The organism is Micromonospora parathelypteridis (assembly GCF_014201145.1).
Classification (GTDB): Bacteria; Actinomycetota; Actinomycetes; order Mycobacteriales; family Micromonosporaceae; genus Micromonospora; species Micromonospora parathelypteridis.
The window spans coordinates 6,765,614-6,786,947 of the sequence record NZ_JACHDP010000001.1 but is presented as its reverse complement, the minus strand read 5'-3'; the positions used below and the strand labels follow the sequence as shown (position 1 = coordinate 6,786,947).

General features: G+C 69.6%; 24 protein-coding genes. 12 read left to right on the top strand and 12 right to left on the bottom strand.

Annotated elements, in window-relative coordinates:
* Positions 1-29 precede the first annotated feature (29 nt).
* Positions 30-518, top strand: coding sequence for an isochorismatase family protein (locus HNR20_RS30740; protein WP_184187221.1), 489 nt, complete (start codon positions 30-32; stop codon positions 516-518).
* Here the strand turns inward: HNR20_RS30740 and HNR20_RS30735 are convergent.
* Genes HNR20_RS30735 through HNR20_RS30725 form a run of 3 tightly spaced genes read right to left on the bottom strand, consistent with a single transcriptional unit; the run spans position 509 to position 2,669 of the window.
* On the bottom strand, positions 509-1,114 hold the full coding sequence (locus HNR20_RS30735) for a GNAT family N-acetyltransferase (protein WP_184187218.1): 606 nt from the start codon (positions 1,112-1,114) through the stop codon (positions 509-511). The genes HNR20_RS30740 and HNR20_RS30735 overlap by 10 nt on opposite strands.
* 20 nt (positions 1,115-1,134) lie before the next feature.
* Positions 1,135-1,641 (bottom strand): DinB family protein, encoded by a 507-nt coding sequence (locus HNR20_RS30730; protein ID WP_184187215.1) that lies wholly within the window; start codon positions 1,639-1,641, stop codon positions 1,135-1,137.
* The gene (locus tag HNR20_RS30725) at positions 1,638-2,669 is read right to left on the bottom strand and encodes an aldo/keto reductase (protein WP_184187213.1); all 1,032 of its coding nucleotides are present in this window, start codon (positions 2,667-2,669) and stop codon (positions 1,638-1,640) included. Before HNR20_RS30725 ends, HNR20_RS30730 begins: the two co-directional genes overlap by 4 nt.
* A gap of 122 nt (positions 2,670-2,791) precedes the next feature.
* Between HNR20_RS30725 and HNR20_RS30720 the strand changes: the two genes are divergently transcribed.
* Entirely contained in the window at positions 2,792-4,345 is a 1,554-nt protein-coding gene (locus HNR20_RS30720; RefSeq protein WP_184187210.1) for a glycosyltransferase family 39 protein, read from the top strand.
* 7 nt (positions 4,346-4,352) lie between these two features.
* Here the strand turns inward: HNR20_RS30720 and HNR20_RS30715 are convergent, their stop codons facing one another.
* Positions 4,353-4,838 (bottom strand): RrF2 family transcriptional regulator, encoded by a 486-nt coding sequence (locus HNR20_RS30715; RefSeq protein WP_184187207.1) that lies wholly within the window; start codon positions 4,836-4,838, stop codon positions 4,353-4,355.
* Between the two features lie 132 nt (positions 4,839-4,970).
* Between HNR20_RS30715 and HNR20_RS30710 the strand changes: the two genes are divergently transcribed.
* Positions 4,971-5,711 (top strand): SDR family oxidoreductase, encoded by a 741-nt coding sequence (locus tag HNR20_RS30710; RefSeq protein ID WP_184187205.1) that lies wholly within the window; start codon positions 4,971-4,973, stop codon positions 5,709-5,711.
* Between the two features lie 177 nt (positions 5,712-5,888).
* On the opposite strand, the gene HNR20_RS30705 is transcribed toward HNR20_RS30710, so the two are convergent.
* Positions 5,889-6,380 carry a MarR family winged helix-turn-helix transcriptional regulator gene (locus HNR20_RS30705; RefSeq protein ID WP_184187202.1) on the bottom strand — a complete coding sequence of 164 codons (492 nt, stop codon included), beginning with the start codon at positions 6,378-6,380 and terminating at the stop codon, positions 5,889-5,891.
* 174 nt (positions 6,381-6,554) lie between these two features.
* On the opposite strand from HNR20_RS30705, the gene HNR20_RS30700 reads away from it, so the two are divergent.
* Both HNR20_RS30700 and HNR20_RS30695 read left to right on the top strand, forming a co-directional pair.
* Positions 6,555-7,106 (top strand): TetR/AcrR family transcriptional regulator, encoded by a 552-nt coding sequence (locus HNR20_RS30700; RefSeq protein WP_184187199.1) that lies wholly within the window; start codon positions 6,555-6,557, stop codon positions 7,104-7,106.
* A 9-nt stretch (positions 7,107-7,115) separates the two neighbouring features.
* Positions 7,116-7,586: a hypothetical protein gene (locus tag HNR20_RS30695; protein WP_184187197.1), complete on the top strand. Its 471-nt coding sequence runs from the start codon at positions 7,116-7,118 to the stop codon at positions 7,584-7,586.
* Positions 7,587-7,691: 105 nt separating this feature from the next.
* Here HNR20_RS30695 and HNR20_RS30690 read toward each other — a convergent pair whose 3' ends face one another.
* From HNR20_RS30690 to HNR20_RS30680, 3 genes are read right to left on the bottom strand one after another with little or no spacing between them, the layout of a single operon-like run.
* Positions 7,692-8,018 carry a DUF1048 domain-containing protein gene (locus HNR20_RS30690; protein WP_184187194.1) on the bottom strand — a complete coding sequence of 109 codons (327 nt, stop codon included), beginning with the start codon at positions 8,016-8,018 and terminating at the stop codon, positions 7,692-7,694.
* A gap of 1 nt (position 8,019) precedes the next feature.
* Positions 8,020-8,376: a DUF1048 domain-containing protein gene (locus HNR20_RS30685; protein WP_184187191.1), complete on the bottom strand. Its 357-nt coding sequence runs from the start codon at positions 8,374-8,376 to the stop codon at positions 8,020-8,022.
* Entirely contained in the window at positions 8,373-8,699 is a 327-nt protein-coding gene (locus HNR20_RS30680; protein ID WP_184187188.1) for a PadR family transcriptional regulator, read from the bottom strand. The genes HNR20_RS30685 and HNR20_RS30680 overlap by 4 nt, the downstream gene beginning before the upstream one ends.
* A 172-nt stretch (positions 8,700-8,871) precedes the next feature.
* Between HNR20_RS30680 and HNR20_RS30675 the strand changes: the two genes are divergently transcribed.
* Complete coding sequence (locus tag HNR20_RS30675) at positions 8,872-9,708, top strand: alpha/beta fold hydrolase (protein ID WP_184187185.1); 837 nt, start codon at positions 8,872-8,874, stop codon at positions 9,706-9,708.
* On the top strand, positions 9,701-10,264 hold the full coding sequence (locus HNR20_RS30670; protein WP_184187182.1) for a TetR/AcrR family transcriptional regulator: 564 nt from the start codon (positions 9,701-9,703) through the stop codon (positions 10,262-10,264). The genes HNR20_RS30675 and HNR20_RS30670 overlap by 8 nt, the downstream gene beginning before the upstream one ends.
* 60 nt (positions 10,265-10,324) lie before the next feature.
* Here HNR20_RS30670 and HNR20_RS30665 read toward each other — a convergent pair whose 3' ends face one another.
* A complete protein-coding gene (locus tag HNR20_RS30665; protein WP_184187179.1) occupies positions 10,325-11,344 on the bottom strand; it encodes a DMT family transporter in 1,020 nt (339 codons plus the stop codon).
* A 73-nt stretch (positions 11,345-11,417) separates the two neighbouring features.
* Between HNR20_RS30665 and HNR20_RS30660 the strand changes: the two genes are divergently transcribed.
* Complete coding sequence (locus HNR20_RS30660; protein WP_184187177.1) at positions 11,418-12,353, top strand: LysR family transcriptional regulator; 936 nt, start codon at positions 11,418-11,420, stop codon at positions 12,351-12,353.
* 96 nt (positions 12,354-12,449) lie between these two features.
* Positions 12,450-13,142: a carbon-nitrogen hydrolase family protein gene (locus HNR20_RS30655; RefSeq protein WP_184189314.1), complete on the top strand. Its 693-nt coding sequence runs from the start codon at positions 12,450-12,452 to the stop codon at positions 13,140-13,142.
* 71 nt (positions 13,143-13,213) lie between these two features.
* On the opposite strand, the gene HNR20_RS30650 is transcribed toward HNR20_RS30655, so the two are convergent.
* Both HNR20_RS30650 and HNR20_RS30645 read right to left on the bottom strand, forming a co-directional pair.
* Complete coding sequence (locus tag HNR20_RS30650; RefSeq protein WP_221309973.1) at positions 13,214-13,696, bottom strand: NUDIX hydrolase; 483 nt, start codon at positions 13,694-13,696, stop codon at positions 13,214-13,216.
* A 64-nt stretch (positions 13,697-13,760) separates the two neighbouring features.
* A complete protein-coding gene (locus HNR20_RS30645; protein WP_184187171.1) occupies positions 13,761-14,669 on the bottom strand; it encodes an NADP-dependent oxidoreductase in 909 nt (302 codons plus the stop codon).
* A 237-nt stretch (positions 14,670-14,906) separates the two neighbouring features.
* On the opposite strand from HNR20_RS30645, the gene HNR20_RS30640 reads away from it, so the two are divergent.
* Positions 14,907-15,368, top strand: a complete 462-nt coding sequence (locus tag HNR20_RS30640) for an HNH endonuclease (RefSeq protein WP_184187168.1) — start codon at positions 14,907-14,909, stop codon at positions 15,366-15,368.
* A gap of 540 nt (positions 15,369-15,908) precedes the next feature.
* On the opposite strand, the gene HNR20_RS30635 is transcribed toward HNR20_RS30640, so the two are convergent.
* Positions 15,909-17,810 carry a S9 family peptidase gene (locus HNR20_RS30635; protein ID WP_184187165.1) on the bottom strand — a complete coding sequence of 634 codons (1,902 nt, stop codon included), beginning with the start codon at positions 17,808-17,810 and terminating at the stop codon, positions 15,909-15,911.
* Positions 17,811-17,992: 182 nt separating this feature from the next.
* Here HNR20_RS30635 and HNR20_RS30630 point away from each other — a divergent pair, with 182 nt between their 5' ends.
* Positions 17,993-19,444, top strand: a complete 1,452-nt coding sequence (locus HNR20_RS30630) for an MFS transporter (protein ID WP_229687424.1) — start codon at positions 17,993-17,995, stop codon at positions 19,442-19,444.
* Positions 19,445-19,797: 353 nt separating this feature from the next.
* Entirely contained in the window at positions 19,798-21,222 is a 1,425-nt protein-coding gene (rox, locus tag HNR20_RS30625; RefSeq protein ID WP_221311197.1) for a rifampin monooxygenase, read from the top strand.
* The last annotated feature ends 112 nt before the right edge of the window (positions 21,223-21,334 follow it).

The window sequence follows — 21,334 nt, the reverse complement described above, 5'->3', positions numbered from 1 at the left end:
CCGGCCAGCTCATGCATATGATCATCTTCATGACCTCCGCGCTGGTGCTGATAGATCTGATGCCCCGCATCGTTGCTCTGCCTGTTGCTCCGCACTCTGGCGAGGAGGTCTTGGAGCGCTGCCGTCAGCTGGCCGAGGTGTTCCGGGCGAATGATCGGCCGGTGGTGCTGGTGCGGGTGGAGCGGCCGAACGTGTCCGAGCAACCACCTGGCAGCGACTTCGTCGACGGCCTCGTTCAACGCGGCGACATTCTGGTCGTCAAGCGCACCATCGGCGCGTTCTACAACACCGATCTGCACGAGCAGCTGCAGAAGCGTGGCGTGAGCACCCTGGTCCTTGCCGGGCTGGTCACCACCATGGGAGTGGAGTCCACTGCGCGGGCTGCCAGTGACCACGGCTACGAGGTGGAGTTCGTCGCGGACGCGATGTCGGGACTCGCCGCCGACGAGCACGATTTCGCGGTCGAGAAGATTTTCCCAAGGTTCGGCAAGGTGCAGAACACCGAGGCCTACAACTGATCCAGGGGGTGTGACGCGGGGCCCGTCGCCAGCCGCGCGTGCAGGTGCATGTCGTGCCAGCCATCGATGTGGCGAACCGACTCGCGGAGCACACCCTCCACGGTGAAGCCGGCCCGGGTGGCGACTCGGCACGACGCCGTGTTGGCGGTCGAGTGCTCCAGGGCCGGCCGGTGCAGGCCGGCTCGCGTGAAGCTCCACCGGGTCAGTGTCCCCAACGCGTCGGTGGCGATCCCCCGACCGCGCGCCGCCGGCACAACCCAGTACGACACCTGCGCCGGCGCCTCGGCCAGCAGCACGCCCCGCAGCCCCACCTGACCGACCGGTCGGTCGTCGGCGTCGACGATCGCCCAACTGGCGGCCGTCTCGTCGCGCCAGCGGCCCGCCCACTGCGCTGTCCACGCCCGCGCCTCGTCGTCGCCGTCGAGGCGGCGGACGTGCCACCGCTGGATGGCCGGACAGTCGAAGGCGACCCGGACGGCCGTGGCGTCGTCGTCGCGCCACGGCCGCAGCGCCAGTCCGGGGCGTACCGGAAGGTGGGGTTGCTCCTGGGAGCCGAGGCTCCCGACGGGCAGGGCGGGCGCGACGAGCAGCGGCATTCCGCCATTGTCGCCGCGCCTCACTCCCCCGTCGGACCGCCGGCGAGTTCGGCGACCACGTCGAGGTGCCCGAGATGGCGGGCGTACTCCTGCACCAGGTGGAACAGCACCCGCTCCAGCGACGCCGGGTCCGCGCCGTTCCAACGCGGGCCCGGCGCACCGATCTCCGCCAGGTCATGGGCCGTCACCACCTCGGTGGTGTGCGCGCCCTGAGCCCGCAACGCCGCCACCAGGTCCGCGCGGGTCTCGTCGGGGGCGACGTACCAGCGGTCCTCGTGGCGGTCGCCCCACGGCTCGGCGACGTCTCGACCCTGGAAACCCCACTCGATCCAGCGCAGCTCAACGTGGCGCAGATGCTTGAGCAGCTCCAGCGGGGTCCACCCCGACGGCAGCCGGCTGCGCCGCAGCTCCGGCTCGGCCATCGCCGACACCTTGGCCACTGTGGACTCGCGGAAATAGTCCAGGTAGCGGAGGAAGACCTCGGCGCGGCTGCCGGCGGGGGAAGTGGGCTCAGGAAAGGGAATCACGGCGAGGTCGGCAGGTCACGGCCGCGCTGCCGCACACCCGGCTCGCCGTATGGGTAGTCACCCACGAGCGGGGCGCTCGCCTCGTCCAGCAGCCGCATCTGCTCGGCGTCGAGGACCAGGTCGGCGGCGGTCAGGTTGTCGTCGAGCTGCTCGGTGGTGCGCGCACCGAGGATCACCGAGGTGACCGCCGGTCGGGCCGCCAACCAGGCCAGCGCCACCGCCGACATGGACGCGCCGCGTCCTTCCGCGACCTGACCGACGGCGTCGAGCACCCGCCAGGTGCGCTCCTCGGCGTTGCGACCCGCGTACGCCTCGACCCCGCGCTGCGGGTTCTCCCCCAGCCGGGTCGCCCCGGTGGGCAGGCTGTCGCGCTGGTACTTGCCGGTCAGCCAGCCTCCGCCCAGCGGCGACCACGGCAGGATGCCGATGCCCTCGTTCTCACAGACCGGCACCAGCTCGAACTCGATCTCCCGGGCCAGCAGGTTGTACTGCGGTTGCAGGGTCACGATCGGGGTGAGGTTGAGGTGCTGGGTGAGCAGGGCGGCCTTCTGCAACTGCCAACCGGTGAAGTTGCTGACCCCCGCGTAGCGGATCTTGCCGGCGCGCACCGCGTCGTCGAAGAACCGCAGCGTCTCCGGCAGGGGGGTCAGCGGATCCCAGGCGTGCGCCTGGTACAGGTCGATGGCCTCGACGCCGAGCCGCCGCAGGCTGGCGTCCAGGGCGCGGCTGAGGTGCACCCGGGACAGGCCCGCGTCGTTCGCTCCCGGGCCCATCGGGAAGCGCCCCTTGGTGGCGATCACCAGCCGGTCACGCAGGTCGGGCCGCGTCCGCAGCCAGCGACCGACGATGTCCTCCGAGACGCCGCGGGAGTAGACGTCAGCGGTGTCGATGAAGGTGCCACCGGCCTCGACGAAACGGTCCAGTTGGGCGAAGCTGCCGGCCTCGTCGGTCTCCGCGCCGAAGGTCATCGTGCCCAGACAAAGGGTCGACACCACCGTGCCGGTGGCGCCCAGAGTGCGATAGCGCATATCGTCCTTTCGGTCCGAGTGACAAAGCTGATCTTCGCACTCGGCTGGGCCACCTGCACATGGAGGCCGCCGGACCCCGGCACGGGCACCCACGCGCCGCCCTCGCGGGTCATCATGGGCGGGTGAGTGAGCCCGCGATCGACATCGACCGACCTCACCAGCCGGCCCAGTCGCCCTTGCCAGGGCGGCCACCGGAGCCCGGCGCGTCCACGCGCGCCCCGTGGCTGATAGCCGCGGCGACCAGCCTGACGCTGCTGCTGCTCGCCGGCCGTTACGGCTACCACCGTGACGAGCTGTACTTCCTGCTCGCCGGCCGACACCTCGACTGGGGCTACGTCGATCAGGGCCCGCTGGTCCCGGCGCTTGCCCGGCTGCTGGACACGATCGCGCCGGGCAACCTGGTGGTGCTGCGTACCCCGTCGGCGTTGCTGGCCGGCGGCGCGGTGCTGCTGGTCGCCGCCATCGCCCGCGAGTTGGGCGCCGGCCGGGGCACGCAAACCTTCGCCGCGGGCCTCGCCGCGCTGTCCGGCATCGTGCTAGCCGGTGGGCACCTGCTCAGCACCACCACCGTCGACCTGCTGGTCTGGCTGGTCGCGGCGTGGTGCGCGGTGCGGTTGCTGCGCACCGGTGACAGCCGCTGGGCCCTGGGCATCGGGCTGGCGCTCGGCGTGGGCATGCTCAGCAAGGTGCTGCCCGCGCTGCTGGCCGTGGGCCTGATCGCCGGAGTGCTCATCGCCGGGCCACGCCGACTGCTGCGAGACCGGTGGGTGCTCGCCGGCGCCGGGATCGCCGTGCTGCTGGCCGCGCCGAACCTGATCTGGCAGGCGGCGAACGGCTTCCCGCAGCTCGGCGTGGCGGCCTCCATCTCCGACGGCGACAGCTCCTACAGCGGCCGCCTCGACGCGTTCACCCTTCAGTTCGTCATCATCAGCCCCTATGCCGTACCCATCTGGATCGCCGGCCTCGTCGCGCTGCTGCGGCGACCGGCGTGGCGGGCCTACCGGGCGGTGGCCTGGGCCTGGGTGGTCGTGGTCGGCCTCGTGCTGATCGTCGGCGGCAAGGGCTACTACGACGCGCCTCTGCTGCTGGTCCTCACCGCCGCCGGCGCGGTGGTCACCGTCGCGTGGGCGTCACGCGGGTCGATCCGGTTGCGCCGAGGGCTGCTCGCGCTGGGCACGGTGCCGCTCCTGCTGCCCAACATCGTGCTGCTGCTGCCGGTGCTGCCGGCCGACCGGTTGCCCGGTTTCGTGGTCGACGTCAACTACGACGCCGGCGAGACGATCGGCTGGCCGGCCTTCGCCGACTCGGTCGCCGTCGTCCACCGTGGTCTGCCCACTGAGGAGCGTTCCCGGGCGATCGTCCTGACCGCCAACTACGGCGAGGCGGGTGCGTTGGCCCGCTACGGTCCGGCCCGTGATCTTCCCCGCGCGTACTCCGGGCACAACAGCATGGCCGACTTCGGTCAGCCGCCCGCCGACGCGGACGTGGCCATCGCGGTCGGCTGGGAGCGTGCCGACCTGCTGAACACCTGGTTCGACGAGTGCACGCTCGCCGGGCGGGTGGACCAGCGCGTCGAGGTGGAAAACGACGAGAACGGCGGCCCGATCCACGTGTGCCGAGGGCTGCGGCGTCCGTGGGCGCAGATCTGGGACAGCGAGGTACGCCACACCGGCTGACCCGTGCTCAACCGGCCTTCTCGCCGGTCAGCCAGGTCTGGATGCCGGCCATGGCCTCAGGGCCGGAACTGGTGTCGACGTCACGCGCGAGGTCGGCGATCGTGACCGCGGCGAGCGCCTGGCGCCACGCGTCCTCAGCCGCCCACATCGCTCGGGCGACCGGGCACGGCGTGGTGCAGGAATCGGCCGGAGTCGCGAAGGGGCCGCGCTGGCGGATCTCCGTGCAGACGAAGGTGGGGCCTGGACCGTCGACGGCCCGGACCACGTCGAGCAGGGTGATGCTCTCCGGTGCGCGGGTCAGGACGTAACCGCCCGACTTGCCCTGAACGGAGTGGATCAGGCCCGCACGGGCGAGGGACTGGAGCTGCTTGGCGAGGTAGCTGCCGGAGACGTCGTGCAGCTCCGCCAGTTTGGCCGCCGGGACGGGCGTGCTGCTGGCCGTGAGGACCACGCAGCAGTGCAGCGCCCACTCGACCCCGCCAGACATCTTCATGACTTCACCCTAGCCAACCCCGATTACTCGGACTGGGAATGTCCGAGTATTGTTACTCGGACAAGAGGGGTCCGAGTAACGGCTGTTTCAAGCCGGACAACCGGCCGCATAGTCACGGGAAGGTGCATTGACATGAAGATCGCCGTACTGGGTGGGACTGGGCTCATCGGGTCACAGGTCGTGAAGATCCTGCAGACGGCCGGGCACGAGGCGGTGCCGCTGGCGCTGTCCACCGGGGTGGATCTCCTCACCGGGCAGGGCCTGTCCGAGGCGCTCGCCGGAGCCGAGGTCGTCGTCAACCTGACCAACTCGCCGACCTTCGACGACGCCTCGCCCGCCTTCTTCCAGACGACCATGGACAACCTGCTGGCCGCTGCCGCGAGTGCAGGTGTCGGCCACGCGGTGGTGCTCTCCATCGTCGGGGTCGACCAGGTGCCGGACCTGGCCTACTACCGCGCCAAGGTCCTCCAGGAGGACATCCTCACGGCCGGTCCCGTTCCGTACTCGATCGTCCGCGCCACCCAGTTCTTCGAGTTCGTCGACGCGATCCTCTCGTGGACGGCCGACGACACCACGGTCCGCCTGCCCAGCACGCCCGTGCAGCCCATCGCCGCGGCCGACGTGGCGCAGGCCGTGGCCGACGTCAGCATGGGCGCGCCCCTGCAGGGCATCCGCAACGTCGCCGGCCCCGACGTCTTCGCCCTCGACGAACTGGGTCGCATCACTCTCGCCGCCCGCGGCGACCAGCGCACCGTCACCACCGACGACGGCGCCGGCATGTTCGCCGCCGCACCCGGCGGCGTCCTCATCGCCCCCGACGACGCCGTCATCGCGCCCACGGCCTATCGGGAGTGGCTCGGCCGCCAGGCCTGAGGCGTCAACCCGCCCGCACGCCGCCGTGGTGATCGACTGCCGCGGCGGCGTGCGGGCACGACCCCGCCCTCGACGCCGTCCAGGCCTCGGCGCCGCCGACCGCAGGGAGCCGAAGCGCCTGCGCAGGCCGGCCGATCAGAGACCTGCCGGACCCGGACGCAGCCGAAGAGGCAGAACCTAGGAGCCCTCGTTGTCCCCGACGTTGGCGACCATCCTGCGTAGCACCTTGAGCGCGGCCACGTACTCCTCGTCGCTGATGCCCTCGTGGACCACGGCGCGCAGCTCGGTCACCGACTCGCGCAGCCGCAACCTGGCAGCCTCCCCGGCGTCGGTGAGCTGTAGGCGCTGCCCGGCGTCAATCCGAAGCCAGCCGCGGTGGAGCAGTTGGTCGACGACACGAGCGATCTCGTGCGGCCCGTCCGCGAGGGGCGTCAACTGGATGACGACCTCCTCGCGGCTCGGCGCCACGGGCCCGCCGTTCACCCGGTTGAGTACCCAGTACTGCGGCTGCGTGACGTCGATCCTGGCCATGGCGTCCCGCAGATGGCGGGTGACGGCCGCGTGGACGACGCCACTCCAGTACCCGATGGGTTGAGTGGCCAGGGAGTCGTCGTCGGCGCCCGGATCAGCCGGTGCCTGGTCGGTGGTGGTGTCAGTCAACGATCTCATCATCGCGACGCTATAGCCCTCGTCGCGACGCCAGCGCTACGGGCGACGCTTGCACGCAAGGCGAGCTGCGTGGTGCGGGTCGGCCCGCCGGTACTCCGATCGCGCAAAGCGGTGTCTTGCGCCTCTCACCTAACAGCGTTAGGCTGATCTAACACCGTTAGGTAGGAGGCATGAGTGCCCCAGCAACCCTTGAGCCCGACACTGATCGTCGACACGGCGATGGACATCCTGGACCGCGATGGCGTCGCCGGTCTGTCGATGCGTGCCATCGCGGTCCGGCTCGATGTCAAAGCGGCCTCGCTCTACTACCACGTACGCAACAAGGAAGCCCTGCTCCAGGCACTCGCCGACCGCGTCGCCCACGAGGTCAACGCCAACGCGGACCCCGCCGCCGATTGGCGGCCGATGCTCACCGCGATGGCGGTGCGCCTGCGTGGCATCCTGCGCGCGCACCCCGGCCTCACCGCCGTGGTCGCCACGAAGAGCGTCTCGCCGACGGTCGCGCAGCAGATCGCCGACCGCGTCGGGCCACCCCTGGCCGGCGCGCTGAACACCACGGTGGACCGGGCGCTGCTGTTGGCCCAGTCCCTCTACGTCCTCGTCGCGGGGCTGGCTCTGGCCGAGTTCGGCGACGTCCCCCACGAGCCCGCCGCCCCCCGCGCGTACTACGACGCGTGGTTCGACCTCGCCGTCGGCACCTTCCTTGACGGCGTCGACACCCCCTGAGGAGCCGGAATGTTCGCTGCCGCCATCACGCTTGTGCTGCTCACCGTCGCCTACTTCGCCGTGACGACCCTCGTGGACCTCGCTCCGCTCAACAACGTCACCGCCGCCACTCGCCGCGAGAAGACCATCGAGGTCGCGGTCAACGCGCCCGTCATGACGTTGCCCGCCGTCCTGATCCTGGTCGCGGCCGCACTGCACACCTCCGTCGCCGCCTACGCTGCCGCCGGCCTCGAACTGCTCATCGTCCTCGGTGGACTTGCGCTGTGGTGGCTGCCCTACCTGGTCGGGGTGACCGTTCCCTGGGCGACCGCCGGCGTCGGCGAGACCTGGGCTCAGCTGCACGCCCGCACGTACGCCAAGACCATCGTCGTGCTGCCCCGGATCGGCGACCGCCCTCGGCCCAACCTGGAACACATGATCCTGCACTCGCTCCTGCTCGCGGCGACGGCCGTCACCTTCGCGTACGCCTCGAATCTCTGACGTGGTGGCGCCTTGTCGGCCCACGGCCTACGGCGTCGGCAGGCTGCCTGCCGACGCCGGGCGAGCTGAGGAGCTCGCCCGGCGTCGTGCGGCCAACGCCCCGGCCTACTTCTTGTCCGTGCCGGGTTTCGCGCTGATGGACTCCTGGTAGGCGTCCGCGTAGGTGGGCGTGTCCTTGATCAGCTCGTCGCAGAAGGCGGCGACGTCGTTGCCGATGAGTTGCAGGACTCCCTTGCCGGCGGCGACGCCCTCCTCGAAGAAGTCGACGATCCCGGGGAGCAGGGGCCCGTCATGCAGGTCTACTGGTCCGACCTTGAACAGGTACCTCTGCATCTCCTTGTAGACGATCTGGTAGTCCGGCGGGAGCGCCTTGACCCGAGCGACGTGCGCCCGCCACTGCTTCTTGCCTTCGATGATGTCCTGGATGCCCACGTCAGCCTCCCAGCCGCTTCAATTTCCGTGCGACGTTCCTGTTCAACTGCTCGCGCCACCGGTCCCGATAGGTCCGGGCTTCCTTGCCGCCGGCGAGCGCCTGACAAAAGCCGGGGATGTCGTCGCCCAGCACCTCGTGGATGCTCAGCCCGTCGGCCGACGCCTCTTCGAGCAGCCCCAGGGCGTTGTCGAAGATCGGCATCAGATTGCGACCCGAGAAGTCCCCGTAGGTATAGAGGTTGTTCTTGATCTGCTCCCATGCCGCCTGGTAGTCGGCCGGCAATGCCTGTGCGCGGGCTTCGAGCACCTTCGATTCCCTGGTGAGATCGCTGCCCGTGATGGTTTCCCAGAAGCTCATCTCCCGCCCTCCCTGAGCTTGTTGATGCGTACCGAGACGTACTGCCATTTCGCCCAGAACGTCGCGAGCTCCTCGCGCCCGGCGTCGTTGAGCGCGTAAAACTTGCGCGGCGGGCCCATTTCGGATGGCCGCTTCGTCACCTGGACGAGTCCGTTCCTCTCCAGACGCAGCAGGATCGTGTACACCGTCCCCTCGATGACGTCGGCGAAGCCGAGCTCGTTCAGCCGACGCGTGATGGCGTACCCGTAGGTCTCCTCGCCGTCGATGATTTCGAGCACGCAGCCCTCGAGGGTGCCCTTCAGCATCTCCGTCAGGTCGTCCATCGCGCCTCCTCTTCGGCCCCTGGCACCTCGGTACTTCGTAGTACCAAGTACTACTAGACCGTATCACCGAGTACTGGTATCCGGTAGTACCGAGTACCGAAGAAGTTTGACACGGCTAGCTAATCGCGTTAGTTTTTAGCTAACGCAGTTAGTTATCCCCTTGGAGGATGTCATGACCGAGCACCTGAGCATTGACGGCAACACCATCGCCTTCGACGTGACCGGGGAGGGTCCCCTCGTCGTCCTCGCGCACGGCATCGGTGACAGTCGACACTCCTACCGATTCGTCGCCCCGGCCCTGGTCGAGGCCGGTTACCGGGTCGCGAACGTCGACATCCGCGGCTGCGGTGACTCCAGCCTCGGCTGGGACGGCTACAGCCGCACCGACATCGCCGCCGACCTTGTTGCCGTCGTGCGTCACCTCGGCGGCCCGGCCGTGATCGTCGGCCAGTCGATCAGTGGTGGCGCCGCGACCATCGCCGCCGCCACGGCGCCCGATCTGATCACCGGCGTCATCGAGCTGGCGCCCTTCACCCGCACCCAGTCGATCGCCCTCGGCGGGCTGGTACGGGTGAAGCGTTACCGGGCCGGGTCGACCCACCTGGCAATGACCCTGGTCCGGGGAAGCCTGTCGAGCTGGAAGAAGTACCTCGACGTGGCGTACCCCGTGAAGCCGGCCGACTGGAACGCCGAGCTGGCGCGTATCGAGGCCAAGCTGAGCGAGCCCGGCCGGATGAAGGCCCTGCAGGCCATGTGCAAGTCCAGCCCGGCTGATGCCGGTGCGCAACTGGCCAACGTCACCTGCCCGGTCCTGGTCATCGAGGGCAGCGCCGACCCCGACTGGGCCGACCCGCGCGCCGAGGGCGAGAAGATCATCGCTGACCTGCCCGACGGCATCGGTGAGCTGGCGGTCATCGACGGCGCCGGCCACTACCCGCACGCCCAGACGCCCGAGAAGGTTGTCGCGCTGGCGCTGCCCTTCCTCGCCAAGGTGACCGCTCGTGCCTAGGGCCGGCCTCACCCCGGCGGCGGTCGTCGAAGCCGGCGCCAGCCTGGCCGACGAGATCGGGTTCGCCCAGCTCAGCATGGGCCTGCTCGCCGAACGGCTCGGGGTCAAGACACCCTCGCTCTACCGACACGTCGACAGCCTGGCCGACCTCGCGCACCGGATCGCCATCCTGGCCATGATCGAGGTCGGCGACGCCGTCCGCGACGCCACCCAGGGTCGGGCCGGCGGCGACGCACTGACCGCCGCCGCCCAGGCCATGCGGGCGTACGTGAAGGACCACCCCGGCCGGTACGCGGCGGGTAACGCTGCCCGCTCGACCGGACCGGACGACCCGCTCCTCGCAGCGAGCACTCGACTGCTCGCCTCCCTCTCCGCCGTGCTGCGGGGGTACCAGCTGGAGCCCGGGCAGGAGATCCACGCTCTCCGGATGTTCCGCAGCATGATGCACGGCTTCGCAACCCTCGAAGCAGCCGGCGGCTTCCAGATCGACGCCGACGTCGACGAGAGCTTCACCTGGATGATCAACCTGATCGACCAGGGCCTGCGGGCAGAGTGATCACGTCCAGCACGGTCACCGACACGAAACCCTGCGCCGCTTCTTCGGCCGCTCGCCGCTTTACGGCGCCAGAAAGGCCGGCTCGGCATGGTCGTCACGTGCCGGATCCGTGGCCTGGTGGTTTCCAAGGGCGTGTCGGTCGGCCGTCGGGCGCAGGTCCAATTCCTGGCGGCGGGTGCCGCTGCGTCGGAGCTGGAGGACGGCGACGGAGGACAGCACCAGCGCGCCGCCGGCGAGTTGCACCGGAGTCAGGGACTCGCCGAGGACGAGCGCGGCCAGTGCCGAGGTGACGACGGGCTCGAAGGTGGACAAGATGGCGGCGGTCGACGGGCCGGTGCGCTTGAGGCCGGCGAAGAAGGTCAGCATCGCGGCGACGGTGGAGACGATGGCGATGCAGGCCAGCCAGAACCATCCCGACACCTCGAAGTCGAGGTCGACGCCGCCGGTGAGCAGGGCGAGGGCGACGAGGGTGCCGGCCGCGCCGGTCATCACCAGCCCGGCGAGCACCACGGGTGCCAGCCGGTGCACGACGGTGTCGGCGACGAGGATGTAGACGGTGTAGGTGATCGCGGCGGCGAAGGCCAGCAGCGCCCCGGTCGGGGCGAAACTGACGCCGCCGGCGCCGAGCAGGACCAGCAGGGCTCCGCCCGAGGCGGCCGCCAATGCGGCGCCGCGCGCGGGGGTGAGCCGGTCACGGCCGACCAGCACCGCCACCACGGTGACCATGACCGGGTAGGTGTAGAAGATCAACGCCAGCAGGGATGCGTCCATCCGTTGCAGCGCGGAGAAGAACAGACTCGCCTGCGTGGCGTACCCGATGGCGCCCAGTCCGACGGCGATGGACAGCACCCGGGCGCGTGTCATCGTCGACCGACCGATCGCCCCACGCAGGGGCGAACTGGATGCCGCGCGGCGGAGTCCTGGCCGCACCAGCAAGACGATCCCGAGCAGGACGGCCGCCAGGGTGAAGCGCACCAGCAGCAGAGCCCCGGGCGAGACGCCGGCGTCGTACGCGAGTTTGCCGAAGATCGCCATCACGCCGAAGCAGGCCGCGGACAAGAGACACAGTGCTGCACCCATGCACCCGAGGATCGGACAGCCGACGCATCGGGTCCAGCGATGATTTCCAGGGGTGAATCGTTAGGATTCCCGCATGATCGAGCTGGACCTGCGGCGGTTGCGCTTCCTGCGCGAGTTCGAGGAACGCGGCACCCTGGCCGCGGTCGCCGCGGCTCTGGGCTACAGCCCGTCCACGATCTCCCAACAGCTCGCCCTGCTGGAAAAGGACGTCGGCGCACGGCTGCTCGACAAAGCCGGGCGCGGTGTGCGGCTCACCGACGCCGGACACCTGCTCGCTCAGCACGCCCGGGTGCTGCTGTCCGCCGCCGAAGCGGCAGAAGCCGACCTCGCCGCCCTCAGCGGCGACATCCGAGGCACCGTCCGTGCCGGCGGCCTGCAATCGGCGGCCCGCCGCTTACTGATCCCCGCCGTGGCCCGCATGAAGGCCGACCATCCGCAGGTCCGGGTGGAAATCTTCGAGCTGGAACTCGAACAGTCCCTGCCAGGTCTACGCCTCGGCGCGGTCGACCTCGTCATCGGCGATGAGTACGACAGCCACCCCCGCCCCCGCCCGGCCGGGCTGTGTTTCACACCCTTGCTGGAAGAGTCCCTGAAGATCGTGCTTCCGGCCGCGCATCCGCTCGCCCAGGCCGGCGGACCGGTCGCGGTCACCGACCTGCGTTCCGACATTTGGACCGCGTCCGCCGAAGGCACCGGCCACCATGCCATGGTCGTCGGCACCTGCCGCGCCCTCGGCGGCTACGAACCCGACCTCCGGCACCGCTCCAGCGACGCCGACGTCCAACTCGAACTCGTGCGGGCCGCCACCGCCGTCGCCCTGTTGCCAGCCCTGACCCTGCCCAGCAACGACCCCGCGCTCGCGATCCGAGACATCGCCGAAACCACCCTCAGACGCCGGCTGGTCGCCGCCACCCGAGACACCCCACCCGCTCCGTCACTCACCGCCCTCCTGACAGCCGTGACGGACCAGGTGCACAACCTCGATCCGAAGAACAGCCGCTTCCGTTGACGAGATCGGGCTCCATCTGGGCGTCGATGTGAGCGGAGCGATCCGGGGTCGCGTACGCACGTGGTCTAGAATTGGATCTTGCCGATCGGCCAGCTCGTGGAGGAAATCTTGCGCATCGCCGTCGCCCAGCCTGCGGTCGTGGCGTACGACGTCACCGCGAACGTGGCCACTCATGCGAAGATCGTGCGCACGGCAGGGGCGAGGCTGGTGGTGTTCCCGGAGTTGTCGCTGACGGGGTACAACCTCGACGCGCCAGCGTTGACTTGCGACGATCCGCGGCTGGTCCCGATCGTGGCGGCGTGCGCCGATGCCGACGCGGTCGCGTTGGTCGGCGCGCCGCTCGCTGATGCTGATGGCCACGCCTACATCGCGACGTTGCTGGTCGACGGCGAGAGCGTGACGGTGGCCTATCGGAAGATCCATCTGCACCCACCGGAGGACCAGCGGTTCACTCCGGGCGACAAGCACGTCGTGCTCGACCTCGACGGGCGACGGCTCGGGCTGGCGATCTGCCGGGACGCCTCGCTTGCCGAGCATGCGGCCGCGACGGTCACGGCCGGCGCCGACGTATACGTTGCGAGCACCCTCAACTCACCTACCGACCCACGCGATGCGCGAATGCGCGAGCGCGCGACCACGCACCGGATGCATGTGGTGCTGTCCTGCGGCGCGGGGCCGGACGGGCCGCTGTTGACCGCGGGCGGCTCCGGATTCTGGGCGCCGGACGGGACAGTCATCGCGCAGGCCGGCGCCATGCCGGGTGAGGTGGTCGTGACCGACCTGCCCTGACCTGCCGGCCTGGTGATGTTCCTCAACCGTCGTCAACCGCCTAGCGCGGCAACCAGGTCGGTGCTCGCTGATCAGTGCCGCTGGAGGCTGGTCGTCGGGATCGGCTCCCTGTGCCCGGTGGGTGGCGTATCGCGATGCAAGTCAAGCCCGATGTCGACAACCGCGGAACGCTCCAGGGTGGCGACCTGCGCGATTGGTATCCACTGTGCCAGGTCGGTCGTGCCGTCCGTCTCAGGTCGAAGATCGCCGCCAACGATCCGGGCCCGGTAGAAGATGCCCAGCATGTGCAGGTCGACGACCCCGCCCTCGTAGCTCTCCACGGTCCTCGTTCGCGAATTCACGCCGAGCAACAGCTCGACCTGCGCCTCGTACCCCGTCTCCTCAGCCACCTCCCGCACGACGGCGTCGAACGGATCCTCCGCGTGCTCAACCCCACCGCCGGGCAGCGTCCAGTGCCGCCGAGCCCCATCCGGCGAAACCCAACGGGCCAGCAGCAGATGCTCGTCCCGCGAGCACACCGCGTACGCGGCGACCCGCAGCCGTTGCGCGATCACAGTGACCTCCTCGCTGAGTGCCCGAAGCGGTGACCCCGGCGTCAGACCCATCTCGACGCTCCCGTCACGGCACCAGGACGAGTTTGCCGGTTGTCCGACCGGTCTCACCACGCCGGTGTGCCTCGGCCGCCTCCGCGAGCGGAAACACTCTGTCGACGTGAACCCGTAGTTTGCCGGCGTCCACCAGCGTCGCCAGTGCCTCGAGTCCAGCCCGGTCGGGCTCCGCCAAGAGAAACAGTCCGCCGAAATCGCGAACGGTCGTCGCCTCCGCGCTGTTGAGCGCGACGATGAGGCCACCGGGGCGCAGCGTTGCCGCAAGCACCGGAAGTTGGCCGGACACCGTGGCGATCGCGAGATCAACGTCTTTGACGACCGCGCCGACGTCCTCGGATCGGTAGTCGACCACCTCGTCAGCGCCGAGCCCGCGCACGAAGTCGTGCTTGGGCGCACTGGCGGTCCCGATCACGTACGCGCCGAGCGCCTTGGCGACCTGGACCGCCAGGTGCCCGAACCCGCCCGCCGCCCCCGGGATGAGGACCCGCTGACCGGGCTGCACATTGGCCGTCTCGACGAGCGTCTGCCATGCGGTCAACCCGCCCAGGGCGAGCCCTCCCGCCTCGACCTGGCCCATGACGCGCGGGGTTCTCGCGAGGTGTCGGGCCGGCGCGGTGACGTACTCGGCATAGCCGGCGAGTTCCTTGGGAAACCGGGGCATGCCGAAGACCTCATCCCCCACCGCGAACCGGGTCACTCCCGGACCGAGCGCGGAAACGACGCCGGAGATCTCCCAACCGACGGTGAACGGCGGCGGGCCGAGAATCCCACCGTGGGCCCGCACCTTCCAGTCGACCGGGTTGACACCGGCCGCGCGTACCTCGACCAGCACCTCGGTCGGGCCCGGCTCCGGCCGATCCGCCTCGATCAGGCGTAGCACTGAAGGGTCGCCCAGCTCGCTCTGCACGATCTTCCACATCGCAGTCAGTATCCACACCGGTGGAGCACCAGACCAGGCTCGTCACGCCACCGCACCAGCAACGACTTCAGCTCGCGCTCCGCGTTGTTACTCGCCAGGTGTCCCTCCTCTCCGCAGGACCATCATCCGGAAAGGAGGGATCGTCGGTGGTGATGGACTGCGCATCTGGGCGCCCAGGCGCTCCACTGGCCCTGGTCTCCCGTCGAGCGAGGCCGCGCATGCGGGTACGGTGACGCCGTGCTCTCGGCCGTGAAGGGTCTGTCCCGGTACCACACCGAAAAGTCACTGGAGGCCCACCTACTGGAGCGCTCACACCGCGCCGAGAACGGCTGCCTGATCATTCACGGCTACGGGCCGCGACGCGGAACGCACCAGAAAGTCGCGGGTCGCGCATGGGCGCACATTGCCGCGTACGTTGTCCTCGTCGGCGGGTACGACCCCGCCCTCGACGTCGACCAGACCTGCGGCGCTGCCGACTGTATCGAGCCGACACACCTGCGCCAGGTCAGCCGGACCGAGGCCTGCCGCAGCCGAACTCAGCCGGCACGATGCCGCAACGGCCACGACCGTGAACTCGACCCGGCGACCGGCCGGTACCGTCGGGTCTGTCGAACGTGCAACCGGGAGGCTCAGCGCCGGTGGCGTGAACGCGAGGCCGCCGAGGTAGCCAGGGCCCGCGCCGCGTACGGCCGCTCGTAGTCTCAGCCCCTCCGTGCGGTCCGATCCCGGAATCGCCACTCAGTCGGTATTGGCGAGGATCGTGGCCGAGTTCAAGCAACTTCGGCCGCCAGAGTCCTTTGTCGGCGCGGCCGGTCGCCCAATGCTCGCCCGTGCCGCCCCGAGAGGTCTGAGCCCTCGCTGTTGAGCGACACGACAGTGTCCGTGAAGTGACATCGTTCGTCTGCGCGTCCTGCGACTTCATCCCTGAACGTCGGTGAGTCTTCACCTGCGGGACGAGCTTCGAGAACCAGCCGCCTGACCTCGCGGCGCGCCAGTCGCCCGCGCCGGCTCGGTGCACTTACACCATGCTGATTCCTTACGCACAAGAACTGTCATTATGGTGCACTGCGGATTCGCCCCTTTTGCGGTGATGATTTAGCGAATTATCGTTACCGGCAATCCGACAATCGGAGCGCAAGCGTCGAGCTCAGCGAACGGGTGTCGCTTCGCAGACGAGGCGGTGAGTCCTCGTTTGGCGTGGAGAGCAGGCACGGGAACACGTCTGATCCACGCGCTCCCTCAGCGCCGAAGCCAGCGATCAAACCAGGCGCGGGTCCGGCGCAGGACGTCGAGTTGGTGGTTGCGTTCCCGGATCGAGTGGCCCTCTCTCGGGTAGATCACGAACTCGTGCTCGACGTCGTAGTGACGCAGCGCCCGGTGGAGGTACACGGCCTGTCCGAGCGGAACGTTGGTGTCCTCGGCGCCGTGCAAGATGAGCACTGGAGTGCGGATGTGGCTGGCGAAGGAGATCGGGCTGACCGCGTCATGCGGGTGTGGGCCGATGCCGGACCAGCCAGTGCTGCCGCCGAGCGCGGCTTCGAACTGGCCGTTCTCCCCGGTCGCGGCGAGCATGCCCCAGTCGATGACGCCGGCGCCGACCAGCGCGGCGCGGAAGCGGTCGGTCTGGCCGACGGCCCAGGCGGACATGAAGCCGCCGTGGCTCCAGCCAGCGATGCCCAGCCGGTCGGGGTCGGCGATGCCCTCGGCGATGAGCAGGTCGATGCCGGTCAGGATGTCGGTCCACTCCTGCTGTCCGACCTGACCGGCGACGCTGGCGGCGAACTGATGACCATGGCCCTGGCCGCCGCGCGGGTTGGGAAGCAACACGGCGTAGCCGGCGGCGGCCAGCCACTGCGCGCTGGGGTACCAGAACAACTGGCAACGATCGGCGTAGCGATCGTACGGGCCTCCGTGCACGATCGTGACCAGCGGGAACGGGCCTTCCGATGCGGTTCTTCCGACCGGCAGCACGAGCAAGCCGTCCAGGTCGAGGCCGTCGGCGGCGCGGTAGGCCAGCGGTTGTTGCGTGCCGAGCGCGATGCCGTCCAGTTCCGGGCGGGTGTTGGTGATTCTCCGCAGCGGCCCGGCCGGCGGGCCGATGTGGACGTTCGCAGGTTGATAGCGGGTGCCGGTAAGTACCGCGATGTCCTCGCCGGTAGGTGTGGCGGTGAGGTTGTCGAGGCGTCCGGGGTGATGCGACAGGGTCGTGAGGTCGGTGGGGTTGAGCCGGGCCAGGGTCGTGTTCAGGCCGTCGGCGAACACAACCAGCGGGGCGGCATCGGTCTGGCAGAGTTTGGTGGGGCACATCGGTAGACCAGCGGTGCGGTTGCGCAGGACGCGGCTGTCCACGGCCAGGTCGAACACGGCAGTGCCGGCCTGCAGGACCGGTGGGGTGAGCGCGATGTAAGCGAGGTGCCAACCGTCTTCGCCCGGCCACCAGGCCAGAGATCGTGCATCTGCCCCGACCGGTCCGAGGTTCTCCGCAATCCCGGTCGTGGGGTCGAACAGGTGCAGTTGGCCGGTGCGCGGGCCGTAATCGTTGTCGGCGCTGGCCCCGGTCAGCACGGCAAGTGGGCCGCCGTCGGGACGTTGCCGCAGTTCCACGACGTGCCGGTCACCGAACACATTCGGGGTGGTGACCCGGCCGGTACGCAGGTCGAGCAGGCGCAGCCGGGCACGCGGTTCGCGCTCGCCGACGACGATGGCGTCGTCGCGGTCCCGGGCACGGCGCGCGTCCTGCTCGGTGGGTTCGTCCTCGGCGAGCAGAGCGACCACATTGGGGTCGGTGAGCGGCAGATGGTCGATGACGCCGGCGCGCCAGCTGGTCAACGTGGTCATCATGGCGGCGGCGAGGTTGAGCCCGTGCAACTGCGGGAGACCGCGGTCGGCGCGGTCGGACAGGAAGAACAGCGTCTCCGAGTCGGCCGACCATCGTGGCCGGGACTCGGTTGCGGTGTCGCCTGTCGCCCGGTGCGACGCGACGACGCCATCGGTGTCGACGAGCCAGAGTTCGGTGTCGAGATGGTCACCGGTCCGGCTGACGGGAGCGAGGACGTAGCAGAGCAGGCGCCTGTTCGGGGCGAGCGCCGGGGTCTGCGGGTCACGACCGTCGACCACGAGCTCGGCGCTCAGACCTGTCATGCGATCAGTCTGCCAACACCACGCGGGTAACCCGCCGCTCGATCCAGTGCTGGATCACTGCATCGGAGCGGTCCGGATCAGCCGTGTCCAGACGAACGCCGGGGAGGTCGAGAAGGGGGGGAGGACCGAAGCCGGAACAAACCCCCTTGACTAATGGTCAAGAAATCTTGACCATTGGCGGCATGACCACCGATGATCTTCCCGAGACGTTCCACGTCACCCCTGACGAGCAGGTACGCAGCGATTCCAACCGCACCCGTCACCGGATCACCTCCGCGCTGGCGATCGCGCCGCCGGATCCGGGCCGTGCAGGCCGAGGGGGACGACAAATGACCTCAGACGTCCAGAAGTTGCCGACCGGGTTCGGGCGGCTGTGGACTGCGCAGACGGTGTCCTCGCTCGGTGACGGGGTGATGCATGCCGCGCTGCCGCTGCTCGCGTTGACGTTGACGCGGGATCCGATGGCGCTCGCCGTCGTCACGGCCGCCGGAACGCTGCCGTGGCTGCTCTTCGGGGTGCTCGGCGGTGCGCTGGTGGACCGCTGGGACCGCCGCCGCACGATGTGGGTCGCGGACGCGGCGCGTGCGGTGCTGCTCGCGATACCGGTAGCGGCGGCCGCGCTCGACGTGCTGAGCATTCCGCTACTCGCGGCCGTCGCCTTCCTGCTCGGCCTCGGCGGACTCTTCTTCGACACGGCCGCCACGGCCTATCTGCCGGATCTGCTCGGCCGGCACCCCGCGCTCCTGGAGCGAGCCAACTCCCGCCTGCGCGGCACCCAGACCGCCGCGTCCGGCTTCGCGGGGCCGCCCCTGGGCAGTGCCCTGCTCGCGCTCGGACGGGCGGTCCCGCTGCTCGCCGACGCGGTGTCGTTCACGCTCTCCGCGCTGCTCGTACGGTCGTTGCCTGCCGTACCCCGGCCGGTTCCGCAGGCTCGCGAGTCGTTGCTTCGGCAGGCGCGGGCCGGGGCCTCGTACGTCTTCCGGGATCGGCTGCTGCTCGGGCTCGCGCTGCGTCCGGCGGTCGGGAACGTCGCCTTCCTCGCCGTGGAGACCGTCCTCGCCCTCTTCGCGCACGACCGTCTCGGCATCGACACCTACGGCTTCGGCCTGCTCCTCACCGCGGAGGCCACCGGCGGCCTGCTCGGCGCGGGGATCGCCTCGTTCCTCGGCCGACGACTCGGCACCGGAACCGCGCTGACCTGCACGGCCGCAGTCGAAGGGCTCGCCATCCTGGGTCTCGCCGCCGCCCCGAACCCGTACGTCGCCGGCCTCGCGCTCGCCGTCTGCGGAGCGGGCATGGGCGCCACGATGGTGCTCGGCCCTTCCCTGCGACAGGCGATCGTCCCTGCCCACCTGATGGGGCGGGTCGCCTCCACCTCCCGCATGCTCGCCATGTGCGCCGCCCCGTTCGGTGCCTTCCTCGGCGGCTGGCTGGCCGCCGCCTACGACGTACGCACCCCGCTCTACGCCGCCGGCGGCGTCCTCCTTGCCATGACCGCCGTCACGGCGACCATGACCAGCAACCGCCGGGTCGAGGCGGCGCTGCGTGCCGCCGCCCCGGCCGATGATCCGGGTCACCCGGAATCCCGGGATCTCGTTCAGGAGGGTGCCGTTCAGGGCTTCGGAGGTCGTTGAGCCGGTGCTGTTGCGGCTGGCCGGGCGAGGTCGCCCGCCGGCGGACCGGAAAGGGTTGGACGGGATGACGCTCGGGCTTGTAGCTTGCAGTCGACCGCGACACCGCCCGAGGAGGTGAGACCCATGAACCCTGTTTCGATGTGGGTGCTCCCCCTTGCTGTCACGGTCGGGCGATTGACGTAGGTGTCGCCGGGAGCGCCTCGCCACCAAGGCGCTCCCGAAAGGCAACACCGATGCATTCTCTGCAGTCCACCGCCGAACCGTCGTCGAACGACATGGTCGAGCGCGACTCCCCAGTGAGCGACGTCCTCGGACTCCCCTCGCCGGCCGCCGACACCGATCGGGCGCCCCTCATGTTCGACGTGATCATTGCCGGTTGCGGGCCGACCGGTGCGATGCTGGCCGCCGAACTGCGGCTGCACGATGTGCGGGTACTCGTTCTGGAGAAGGAGACCGAGCCCGCGTCGTTCGTCCGCATAGTCGGTCTGCACATCCGCAGTATCGAGTTGATGGCAATGCGCGGGCTGCTGGAGCCCATCCTCGAACGCGGACGACGGCGTCCGGCCGGCGGCTTCTTCGCCGCCATCAACAAACCCGTGCCCGAGGGCCTGGATTCCGGGCACGCCTATCTGCTGGGCATCCCACAGCCGGTCATCGTCCATCTGCTCGAAGAACGTGCGGTCGAACTCGGTGCGCAGGTCCGCCACGGTGCTGCGGTGGTCGGTTTCCAGCAGGACGACGAAGGGGTGACCGTCGAACTTGCCGACGGGGAACAGGTTCGTTCGCGCTATCTCGTCGGCTGTGACGGCGGGCGCAGTACGGTGCGCAAACGGCTTGGCGTCGGCTTCCCCGGCGAACCCTCGCGGACCGAGACGCTGATGGGCGAGATGGAAGTGGGTGTGCCGCAGGAGGAGGTCGCCGCCAGGGTGGCCGGCATCCGCGAGACCCATCAGCGGTTCTGGCTGCGGCCCGCGGGCGTCGGGGTCTACAGCGTCGTGGTCCCCGCCGTAGGGGTCAGCGACCGCGCGGTACCGCCCACCCTCGAGGATTTCCAACAACAGTTGCGCGCCATCGCCGGAACCGATTTCGGCGTGCACTCCCCGCGCTGGTTGTCCCGCTTCGGCGATGCCACCCGGCTGGCCGAACGTTATCGGGTCGGGCGGGTGCTGCTGGCCGGCGACGCGGCACACATCCATCCACCCATCGGCGGACAGGGCCTCAACCTGGGCGTTCAGGACGCATTCAACCTCGGCTGGAAACTGGCCGCACAGATCCGTGGCTGGGCGCCGGAAACACTGCTGGACACCTACCAGGCCGAACGTCGACCGGTCGCCGACGACGTGCTGGACAACACCCGCGCCCAGATGGAGTTGCTGTCCACCGAACCAGGCCCGCAGGCGGTGCGCCGGCTGCTCACCGAGCTGATGGACTTCGACGAGGTGAACCGCCATCTGATCGAGAAGATCGCCGCGATCGGCATTCGCTACGACTTCGGGGCGGGCCCCGACCTGGTCGGGCGCCGCCTGCGCGACATCGATGTGAAGCAGGGCCGCCTCTACGGTCTGCTGCATCGCGGCCGTGGCCTGCTGCTGGACCGCACCGATCGGCTGACCGTCGGCGGCTGGTCAGACCGGGTCGATCACCTCGCGGATCCCACCGCGGAACTCGATGTTCCGTGCGTTCTGCTCCGCCCGGACGGCCACGTCGCCTGGGTCGGCGACGACCAGCAGGACCTGGACGACCACCTCTCCCGCTGGTTCGGCAAGCCCGCCAACTGATTGGTCATCCCGCAGGTACGAGCAGATCGGCGTTTCTCGTCGGGCATCAACCGCCCGCTGGAATGGCGGAAGAGGGCCATGCCAGCGGGCGGTGCCAGTCGGGCTGTCCAGC

What these genes read in the sequence shown, in the direction of transcription:
- HNR20_RS30740 (WP_184187221.1), top strand. Translation starts at nt 30, where the DNA reads ATGACCTCCGCGCTGGTGCTGATAGATCTGATGCCCCGCATCGTTGCT.
- HNR20_RS30735 (WP_184187218.1), bottom strand. Translation starts at nt 1,114, where the DNA reads ATGCCGCTGCTCGTCGCGCCCGCCCTGCCCGTCGGGAGCCTCGGCTCC.
- HNR20_RS30725 (WP_184187213.1), bottom strand. Translation starts at nt 2,669, where the DNA reads ATGCGCTATCGCACTCTGGGCGCCACCGGCACGGTGGTGTCGACCCTT.
- HNR20_RS30715 (WP_184187207.1), bottom strand. Translation starts at nt 4,838, where the DNA reads ATGAAGATGTCTGGCGGGGTCGAGTGGGCGCTGCACTGCTGCGTGGTC.
- HNR20_RS30710 (WP_184187205.1), top strand. Translation starts at nt 4,971, where the DNA reads ATGAAGATCGCCGTACTGGGTGGGACTGGGCTCATCGGGTCACAGGTC.
- HNR20_RS30705 (WP_184187202.1), bottom strand. Translation starts at nt 6,380, where the DNA reads ATGAGATCGTTGACTGACACCACCACCGACCAGGCACCGGCTGATCCG.
- HNR20_RS30695 (WP_184187197.1), top strand. Translation starts at nt 7,116, where the DNA reads ATGTTCGCTGCCGCCATCACGCTTGTGCTGCTCACCGTCGCCTACTTC.
- HNR20_RS30685 (WP_184187191.1), bottom strand. Translation starts at nt 8,376, where the DNA reads ATGAGCTTCTGGGAAACCATCACGGGCAGCGATCTCACCAGGGAATCG.
- HNR20_RS30680 (WP_184187188.1), bottom strand. Translation starts at nt 8,699, where the DNA reads ATGGACGACCTGACGGAGATGCTGAAGGGCACCCTCGAGGGCTGCGTG.
- HNR20_RS30675 (WP_184187185.1), top strand. Translation starts at nt 8,872, where the DNA reads ATGACCGAGCACCTGAGCATTGACGGCAACACCATCGCCTTCGACGTG.
- HNR20_RS30665 (WP_184187179.1), bottom strand. Translation starts at nt 11,344, where the DNA reads ATGGGTGCAGCACTGTGTCTCTTGTCCGCGGCCTGCTTCGGCGTGATG.
- HNR20_RS30660 (WP_184187177.1), top strand. Translation starts at nt 11,418, where the DNA reads ATGATCGAGCTGGACCTGCGGCGGTTGCGCTTCCTGCGCGAGTTCGAG.
- HNR20_RS30645 (WP_184187171.1), bottom strand. Translation starts at nt 14,669, where the DNA reads ATGTGGAAGATCGTGCAGAGCGAGCTGGGCGACCCTTCAGTGCTACGC.
- HNR20_RS30635 (WP_184187165.1), bottom strand. Translation starts at nt 17,810, where the DNA reads ATGACAGGTCTGAGCGCCGAGCTCGTGGTCGACGGTCGTGACCCGCAG.
- HNR20_RS30630 (WP_229687424.1), top strand. Translation starts at nt 17,993, where the DNA reads ATGACCACCGATGATCTTCCCGAGACGTTCCACGTCACCCCTGACGAG.
- rox (WP_221311197.1), top strand. Translation starts at nt 19,798, where the DNA reads ATGTTCGACGTGATCATTGCCGGTTGCGGGCCGACCGGTGCGATGCTG.